7 protein-coding genes, 1 tRNA gene and 1 rRNA gene are annotated in these 7,578 nt (G+C 37.5%); 6 read left to right on the top strand and 3 right to left on the bottom strand.

The genetic code is table 11. The features are described 5' to 3' along the window. Positions 1-344 (bottom strand): 16S ribosomal RNA (locus tag G4Z05_RS09890); the annotation flags it as partial. A 471-nt stretch (positions 345-815) separates the two neighbouring features. Here G4Z05_RS09890 and G4Z05_RS09885 point away from each other — a divergent pair. The 6 genes from G4Z05_RS09885 (at position 816) to G4Z05_RS09860 (ending at position 5,566) form a co-directional block, all read left to right on the top strand. After that, the gene (locus tag G4Z05_RS09885; protein WP_395534885.1) at positions 816-1,502 is read left to right on the top strand and encodes an MgtC/SapB family protein; all 687 of its coding nucleotides are present in this window, start codon (positions 816-818) and stop codon (positions 1,500-1,502) included. Positions 1,503-1,586: 84 nt separating this feature from the next. After that, positions 1,587-1,659, top strand: a tRNA-Ala gene (locus tag G4Z05_RS09880). 571 nt (positions 1,660-2,230) lie between these two features. Further along, positions 2,231-2,560, top strand: a complete 330-nt coding sequence (locus G4Z05_RS09875) for a DUF485 domain-containing protein (protein WP_163251796.1) — start codon at positions 2,231-2,233, stop codon at positions 2,558-2,560. Further along, positions 2,557-4,098 (top strand): solute symporter family protein, encoded by a 1,542-nt coding sequence (locus G4Z05_RS09870; RefSeq protein ID WP_163251795.1) that lies wholly within the window; start codon positions 2,557-2,559, stop codon positions 4,096-4,098. Before G4Z05_RS09875 ends, G4Z05_RS09870 begins: the two co-directional genes overlap by 4 nt. 427 nt (positions 4,099-4,525) lie before the next feature. Next, a complete protein-coding gene (locus tag G4Z05_RS09865; RefSeq protein WP_163251794.1) occupies positions 4,526-5,011 on the top strand; it encodes a hypothetical protein in 486 nt (161 codons plus the stop codon). Between the two features lie 411 nt (positions 5,012-5,422). Further along, on the top strand, positions 5,423-5,566 hold the full coding sequence (locus G4Z05_RS09860) for a hypothetical protein (RefSeq protein WP_163251793.1): 144 nt from the start codon (positions 5,423-5,425) through the stop codon (positions 5,564-5,566). 37 nt (positions 5,567-5,603) lie between these two features. Here G4Z05_RS09860 and thrB read toward each other — a convergent pair whose 3' ends face one another. Both thrB and thrC read right to left on the bottom strand, forming a co-directional pair. Further along, positions 5,604-6,521 (bottom strand): homoserine kinase, encoded by a 918-nt coding sequence (thrB, locus tag G4Z05_RS09855; RefSeq protein WP_163251792.1) that lies wholly within the window; start codon positions 6,519-6,521, stop codon positions 5,604-5,606. Then, complete coding sequence (thrC, locus tag G4Z05_RS09850; RefSeq protein WP_163251804.1) at positions 6,508-7,578, bottom strand: threonine synthase; 1,071 nt, start codon at positions 7,576-7,578, stop codon at positions 6,508-6,510. Before thrC ends, thrB begins: the two co-directional genes overlap by 14 nt.

The raw sequence follows: 7,578 nt of genomic DNA, 5'->3' as shown, positions 1-7,578 counted from the left end.
TCTGGGCCGTGTCTCAGTCCCAGTGTGGCCGATCACCCTCTCAGGTCGGCTACGCATCGTCGCCTTGGTGAGCCATTACCTCACCAACTAGCTAATGCGCCGCGGGCCCATCTGTAAGTGTCAGCGTAAACCGACTTTCAGCATCCCTTCATGCGAGGGGATGAATTATCCGGTATTAGCTCCGGTTTCCCGAAGTTATCCCAGTCTTACAGGCAGGTTGCCCACGTGTTACTCACCCGTCCGCCGCTAACCAATAGAAGCAAGCTTCTATTGGTCCGCTCGACTTGCATGTATTAGGCACGCCGCCAGCGTTCGTCCTGAGCCAGGATCAAACTCTCCAAAAAAAGTTGATTTAGCTCATAAAATTAACGTTGGCTTCGTTTCAATCGAAACGAATGTTGTGATTATTGGCGTTTTTGGTTGTTTAGTTTTCAAAGAACAAACATTATTTAAAGATAGCTTGTTTATCTTTTTGTTCAAAAGCGACTTCTTTAATATATCATATCTCACTTCTCGATGTCAACATATTTTTTTAAAATTTCTTTTTCGCTATTTGACGTTCTCGAAGAGGACGAAAATTAATATAACATGTTTAACAAATGATTGCAATATAATATTTTAATTTTTTTTTAAAACAAATATTCATTAAAATTATTTTTACATTTTTTGTCCTTACTAAAGGACATCCCAAATTTTTGACTTTGGATTCATTAGTTCATATAAGTTCTCCCATAACAACTACATGAATGTGATAGAATATATGTAATAACATCGTGTTTACAAAATTTCAATGGACGTGAATAAAAATGTTAGGAATGGAACTTGGTGTTTTAATAAAACTTGGCATATCAGCTTTATTAGGATTAATCATTGGACTTGAGCGGGAATTAAAAAGAAAACCTGTCGGTTTAAAGACGAGTCTTGTTATTTCCGTTGTCAGCTGTTTGCTTACAATTGTTTCTATTGAATCGGCGTATATGTTTCCACCTTCCGATGATGTAAGAATCACGATGGACCCACTCCGTCTCGCAGCACAGATTGTTTCAGGGATTGGTTTCCTTGGCGCAGGCGTAATTTTAAGACGGGGGAATGACAGTATCTCCGGTTTAACAACCGCTGCTATGATTTGGGGAGCGGCAGGAATTGGAATTGCCGTTGGTGCGGGTTTTTACCTAGAGGCTTTTGCAGGGGTTGCCCTCTTAATAATTAGTGTTGAGTTTGTCCCAGCCATCATGAAAATTTTTGGACCAAAACAACTCCGCGAAAAAGAAGTTATGCTCCAATTATTTATTAAGGAGAAGGAACAAATTGATAAAGTCATCTCCTACATGCTTGAAAAAAAATATATTCTTCGTCGGATTCGTATTAAAGATTTAGACAATGGTGATCATCTTGTGCAAATATTAGCAGCAGTCGATTATCGAGAAAAGACTACTGATGTATATGCCGCTGTTTCGGCATTAGAAGGAGTTAATCGGGTGGAAATTGAAAGTATGAGTTAATGAGAAATAATTTTTTACCTTCAAAAAATTTTCTCTTGCAAGAATTAGTAAATATCGCTATAATACTTCTTGTACAAATTCATTGGGGGCTTAGCTCAGCTGGGAGAGTGCTTGCATGGCATGCAAGAGGTCACGGGTTCGATCCCCGTAGTCTCCATAATGAAAAAAGCTTGGATATTTTTTATCCAAGCTTTTTTTGTTTACTTATTCTAGGTAGCCTCGTACACTTCTTCAATTTGAAAATGATTTTAATCAAAGATGCCAGCAATATATAGTTTAACTAGTAAAATGCTCTCCAATCTTTATTTGGTAATAGATTATTTTGTATTAATATATATTTTTTTAATATTTAATCCTCCCCCATTTGTCTACATTTGCTGCTCCCACCCTCACACATTTTCCTCTTACTCAAGATGATTTCGTTAAAAACTACTCTTTTCTTATTAATTTTTTATTGTTACAAAGAATAATCTTATTTTTATCCTTCCAATAGGAATATTTACCCATATCTTTTATTTTTTTGAATTTCCTCTTGCAACCTAAAATCCAATAAAATTATAATAATAAATGTAATAATTTTTTAAAATTTCCGAAAATAATATATAAAGGAGAGGATGAAGACAATTTTCCTTACACACGGCTTGTACGAATGTCATAGTTATTTTTTTTCTTAAATTTAATCATTTTTTCTAAACAAAAGGTGAAATTTTGAAAGGGGGCCCTTCCTATTGGAGGCAAAAAAAGTTAAAACCGTTCCCGAAAACGATTACCAATCTATTGTTCAATCTCCTTCGTTTCAAACATTACTCTCCGAAAAGAAAAAATTTATCATTCCTTTAACCATTTTCTTCTTTAGTTTTTACTTTGCATTACCAATCTTAACTTCCTACTCTACTGTGTTAAATACGAAATTTATCGGTGATATTACTTGGGCCTGGGTTTTTGCCTTCTTACAATTTGTTATGACTTGGGGGCTATGTATGCTTTACTCCAAAAAAGCAGCCAAATTTGATGAGTTGGCAGACAAAGTCCTTAAAGAAAGGAGGGGCAGTCGATGAACACTCCTGCATTTCTGATGTTCCTCGGAATTGTACTCGTAACATTAGTCATTACATACTACGCCTCCAAAAAAACAAAGAATGCCAGTGAATTTTATACTGCTGGTGGCGGTCTTACCGGGTGGCAAAATGGGCTTGCTATTGCGGGAGATTACATGTCTGCTGCTTCTTTCCTAGGTATTGCTGGCGCGGTTGCCTTGCAAGGTTTTGACGGTTTCTTCTACAGTATTGGTTTCCTTGTAGCCTATCTGGTTGTTCTTTATTTAGTCGCAGAACCACTAAGAAACCTTGGAAAATATACGTTTGCCGACATGATTGCTGCTCGTTTTGATGCCAAGAAAATCCGTGGATTTGCGGCCATGAATACCATTACCATTTCTATTTTCTACATGATTGCACAACTTGTCGGTGCAGGTGCACTAATCAAACTATTATTGGGATTGGAATATACAACTTCTGTTTTGATTGTTGGTGTATTAATGACGGTTTACGTCATATTTGGAGGAATGCATGCCACTAGCTGGGTTCAAATCATTAAAGCCATCCTGTTAATGGGTGGTACCTTCTTAATATCCATTATTGTTTTTGCCAAGTTTAACTTCAGTATTACCGATATGTTTGCTCAGATGAAAACAGCCACACCGTTAAAAGAAGCATTTTTAAATCCAGGTGTGAAATATAAGGATGGACTCGATACATTATCACTAAATATGGGACTTGTACTTGGTACAGCAGGACTGCCACATATCCTTGTGCGCTTTTTTACTGTAAAAGATGCTAAAACCGCTCGTGCCTCTGTCGTATATGCCACATGGGTTATTGGCTTATTCTATGTAATGACCATTTTCCTTGGCTTTGGTGCTGCTGCATTTGTTGGTAATGAACGAATTATCGCTGCAAACCCAGCTGGGAATATGGCTGCACCTCTTTTAGCAGAGGTTCTTGGTGGCAATATGTTATTTGCGTTTGTTTCTGCGGTAGCTTTTGCAACCATTCTAGCAGTGGTCGCTGGTCTAGTATTAACAGCAGCGTCCGCGTTCGCTCATGATTTTTATAATGAAATTTTGAAAAAAGGGAAAGCAACCGAGAAACAGCAAGTAAATATGGCACGATATGCAGCACTCGGCGTTTCCATCGTTTCCATCATTCTAGCATTAGGTGCCCAAACATTAAACGTCGCTTTCCTTGTTTCACTTGCGTTTGCAGTGGCAGCTAGTGCGAATTTGCCGGTTATCATATACACAATCTATTGGAAGCGATTTAATACCACAGGCGCCATTTGGGCTATGATTGTCGGTCTTATTTCAGCAGTTGGTTTAGTATTAATTAGTCCGAATGTTTTCAGCCCGGAAGCAGGAAAGGCCATCTTTGTTGGTAATCCAATATTCCCTTATACAACTCCAGGAATTGTTTCTATCCCACTCGGCTTCTTGGCCGGTTATCTTGGTACGATTTTTTCCAGCCAAAAAGCGGATGTTCACAAATTTGAAGAAGTGTTGGTCAAATCCAATACTGGAATTGGGTTAACAGACAGATAAAACAGAACAAGGTTGTCAAAACAATAGAATCTAATTTGAATCATAAGTAGTTCTGTATCATTAGAGAAAACTTCAATAATCAAATAGATATAGTGCTAAATCACTAAGGGTTTAGCACTATTTTTTTGTAATTAAATCATACGTTTTGTAATTTTTTGAACAAAATGGACTAAGGGAAACACACTATAATTAGCAGAGTAACAATAACTATCCCTTTGCTAATTAAAAATTTGTATTGATTTGCTTATTGTTGTTTTAATCTGCTATTAAAGATTCAGTCTCTGGACTTATACAAAAATTGAACTACGGTCTCAAGATACTATATAAGGATAATGATAGATTTGCAGTAAAGATGAAGATTCTAGTAACTAAAAAGATATGAATTTTTAGTGTAAAGTATTGGCGAACTAAAAGAGAGGATTAATAGATGAATAAAACAAAACATCAGTTAAAAGATTCAACTACAACTAGAAAGTTACAAAATACTATTGTTTTATGTTCGATTATTTTTACCATTGGTACAACTATCCACAATTTTGTAATTATTAATCCGCCATTAATTGAAACCATGATGCAAATGGCAGGTGTAACTGACCCTTCTGTTGAAGCATTAGAATTTACATTTGGATTTAGAATCGTTGGATGTTTATACATTATTGGTAATACGTTAGGTGTATTAGCTTTAAATAGCCGTTCAAGGATTTTATGGTGGATTATATTATTAGTAAATATCACTCAAGCTACTGGACCTATTATGATACCTTCATCTATGTGGACAGTAGTTAACGACGTTTATGGTGTGTTAGGGATTTTACCAAGTGCGATTACAGATGGTGGAGCAATAATCTTATCTTTAGTAATGATTTTATCTATGGCCAAGTATCGTACAACTTGGGCACAGAGACCCTCTTAAAGAAAAGAAGTGTTTTAAGTGAAGAATAAAATTAGATAGATTTAAAAACGCTATGAATTATTTCCTGGCGTTTTTTTTATTCCTTGTTAACCAAAACACCTTTTAATTACCACTCACTTCTACTTCCCTTATCTTTCCAAAATAAAATATTATCGTTCCTTTCACATTGAAATAATTGCACTATTTACAGCCACTTTATGTTTGTTCCACATGATTAAAAGGCGATTAGAGATGCCCTCCTCTTTCCGATGTAGGCTTTAACTATACTGCATCCAATTCTGCTCAAGCTCTTATCTTAATCAAACATTCTCACCATTTTAAGATGATCTGATCCTCAACTTTAATTCGCATAAATCCCTTTAAACGAGAAAAAAACTATCCTATCACGGAATTTTTAAAGGAGGGATTTAATTGCCTGAAAATTGTTTTTATTGTTCCGAAGAGCTCAATGAAAAAGAGCGTCATTATGTTTCATTTTTCTCTGAAAATACCGAAAGAGATGAACCGCTCTGCAAAGAATGTTATCAAGAATGGCTGCATGGTATTAAAGGTTAATTAAACAAAAAAAGGGCAGTTCATACTGCCCTCATTTTTAACGAACAAACTCTTCTACTTCTCTTACCTTGCTTCCATCATAATCAAGATGAAGCAATTTAACCATCATATTTGAAAAAGTTTTCTGTAAGGATGAGACAAGACTATCTCCCTTGCCTTTTTCAATAAAGCATAGGATTGTTGGGCCTGCTCCGCTTAATGCCACACCAAATGCTCCATTTGCCTTGGCGAATGCCTCGATTTCATCATAAATTGGAATTAATGGCTTGCGGTATGGTTGATGGAATCGATCTCGTTCCATCATTTTACCCGCTAATTCCCAATTTTGACTTAATAAGGCAGCCACTAAAACATTGGCAGTTGAAGATGCTATAATCGCTTCATTCATGGAAAATTGCCCTGGAAGCACATTTCGGGAATCCTTCGTTAATAGAATCTCATGAGGAATGACCGCTACCATTTCAATCGGAAGATTTGTAAATGACATCATAGCCACTTCACCCTTTTGATAGCATCCAATGACAAGTCCTCCATATAGGGATGCTCCTACATTATCTGGGTGCCCTTCCATCTCTGTTGCCACCAAAAGTTTTTCTTGTTTTGTTAACCCTAAGTTCCCAACTTGGTCCGCCAATTCAATCCCAGCAACAATTGCGGATGCACTTGACCCAAGCCCACGTGCCAAAGGAATTTCACTACTCATTTTCACCTTACAAGGTGATAAGATTTTTCCGTATTTTTCAGCTGTTTGCAACGCTACTTGCACAACAAAATGTTGTTCATCACCTGGAAGATCTTTCAATTCAAGATTAGAAGAAGTAACTTCCCATTTCTCATTTTCTTCCACCTCTAAAGTTAAATACAAGTTAAGGGCTGCTCCAATGGAATCAAACCCTGGTCCAAGGTTTGCCGTACTAGCAGGAACCTTAATCACAAATCGATTAGACGGAGGCATTCAAAACAACCCCTTGAATATGTTCAGCAACCACTTTTTCATCATTCGGTAATTGAACCGGTTTGATTAAACTGCTATTAATTGCCGTATCTGGGTCTTTTAGCCCATTACCTGTAAGAACTGCGACAATTTTTGTCCCTTTAGGGATTCGACCATTTTTCAAACTTTTGAACACTCCAGCTATAGATGCACAGGAGGCTGGCTCAGCAAAAACTCCTTCCGAAGAGGCAAGCTTTTTGTAGGCACTAACAATTTCTTCATCGGTCACTTCATCAAACTGGCCATTTGATTCCTCCACAGCTGTTACGGCCAGATTCCAGCTTGCTGGGTTTCCAATGCGAATGGCTGTAGCAATCGTTTCTGGATTTTCGAACACACGATTATGAACAAGTGCTGCTGCACCTGATGCTTCAAAACCAAACATTCTTGGCAGCCCTGTTTCCTTTGTTTCCGCATATTCCTTAAATCCTTTCCAATAGGCACTTATGTTACCTGCATTTCCAACAGGAATGGCTAAAATATCCGGAGCCGTCCCAAGTTGGTCGCAAATCTCAAAGGCTGCTGTTTTTTGTCCTTCTAAGCGATAGGGGTTGACCGAGTTAACGAGAGTAATTGGTTCTGTTTTACTGATGTTCCGTACCATTTTTAATGCTTGGTCAAAATTTCCTTCAATGGAGATAATTTCAGCTCCGTACATCATAGCTTGTGCGAGCTTACCCATAGCAATTTTCCCTTCTGGAATAACAATGATGCACTTTAATCCAGCACGTGCTGCATAAGCTGCAGCTGCTGCTGATGTGTTTCCTGTTGAGGCACATATTACTGTTTTGCTACCTTCCTCTACAGCTTTGGCGACTGCCATCACCATTCCACGATCCTTGAAGGAACCTGTTGGATTTGCTCCTTCCACCTTCACATACAACTCAACACCCCATTCTATTGACAAACGTTCAAGCTTGATTAACGGAGTATTTCCTTCATTCAATGTCAATTTTGGAGTATCTTTCGTAACAGGTAAATATTCCTTATAAGCTTCTAATAATCCTGGCCATCTCAT

The organism is Neobacillus thermocopriae (genome assembly GCF_010975035.1).
In the GTDB taxonomy this organism is placed as follows: domain Bacteria; phylum Bacillota; class Bacilli; order Bacillales; family Cytobacillaceae; genus Neobacillus; species Neobacillus thermocopriae.
This window is presented reverse-complemented; position numbering and strand designations above follow the sequence as displayed.

Bases quoted from the DNA above. Each gene is read 5' to 3' on its own strand.
- G4Z05_RS09885 (WP_395534885.1), top strand. From the start codon at position 816: ATGGAACTTGGTGTTTTAATAAAACTTGGCATATCAGCTTTATTAGGA.
- G4Z05_RS09870 (WP_163251795.1), top strand. From the start codon at position 2,557: ATGAACACTCCTGCATTTCTGATGTTCCTCGGAATTGTACTCGTAACA.
- G4Z05_RS09865 (WP_163251794.1), top strand. From the start codon at position 4,526: ATGAATAAAACAAAACATCAGTTAAAAGATTCAACTACAACTAGAAAG.
- thrB (WP_163251792.1), bottom strand. From the start codon at position 6,521: ATGCCTCCGTCTAATCGATTTGTGATTAAGGTTCCTGCTAGTACGGCA.
- thrC (WP_163251804.1), bottom strand. From the start codon at position 7,578: ATGAGATGGCCAGGATTATTAGAAGCTTATAAGGAATATTTACCTGTT.